The 678-nt window shown below is 67.1% G+C and carries 1 protein-coding gene; it reads left to right on the top strand.

The window, feature by feature from the left end:
* Positions 1-71: 71 nt before the first annotated feature.
* Positions 72-678, top strand: a 607-nt coding sequence (locus MJ956_RS18620; protein ID WP_253965915.1) for a helix-turn-helix domain-containing protein, incomplete at its 3' end; no start/stop codon positions are given.

Here is a 678-nt window from a genome sequence, read left to right on the forward strand (position 1 = left end):
TGTCAGGCGACACGGCAAACTGACCCCCTGGCGCCATGAGGAACTGCCCCCTCGATAGCCAGGAGGTCGGCATGGAAGACAGGAACGGGCAGATTTCTCCGCGGGTGACTGGACCGTGGAGGGACGAGATGAAGACGCCGGACGACGTGTCGGCGATGGTCCGGCTGAAGGGGCTGGGCTGGGGCGCCAAGCGGATTGCGGCGGAGCTTGGCTGTTCGAAGAACACGGTGAAGCGCTGGCTTCAGTATGGCGACTGGCGTCCCTGCGTGACGCCGTCGCGGTCGAAGAAGCTGGACGGGCTCTCGGACTTCCTGGCGGAGCGGTTTCGCCGGCACGCGGGCAATGCCGACGTGATCCGCCAGGAACTGGCGGCGGAGAAGGACATCCATGTCAGCCTTCGCACGGTGGAGCGCACGGTCGCGCCGTTGCGGCGGGAACTGGTGGCGGCGGCCCGGGCGACGGTTCGCTTCGAGACGCGGCCGGGCGTCCAGTTGCAGATCGACTTCGGCGAGCGGCGGGTGGAGATCGGCGGGGTGGCGACGAAGGTATTTTTCTTCGTGGCCACGCTCGGCTATTCCCGCCGGCTGCATGTCAGAGCCTTCGGGCACGAGAAGCAGGAGAGCTGGTTTGCCGGGATGGAGAGCGCGTTTCTGGCCTTCGGTGGCGTTCCGCGCGAGG

Origin of the sequence: Aurantimonas marianensis, from assembly GCF_024195285.1 — a bacterium.
In the GTDB taxonomy this organism is placed as follows: domain Bacteria; phylum Pseudomonadota; class Alphaproteobacteria; order Rhizobiales; family Rhizobiaceae; genus Aurantimonas; species Aurantimonas marianensis.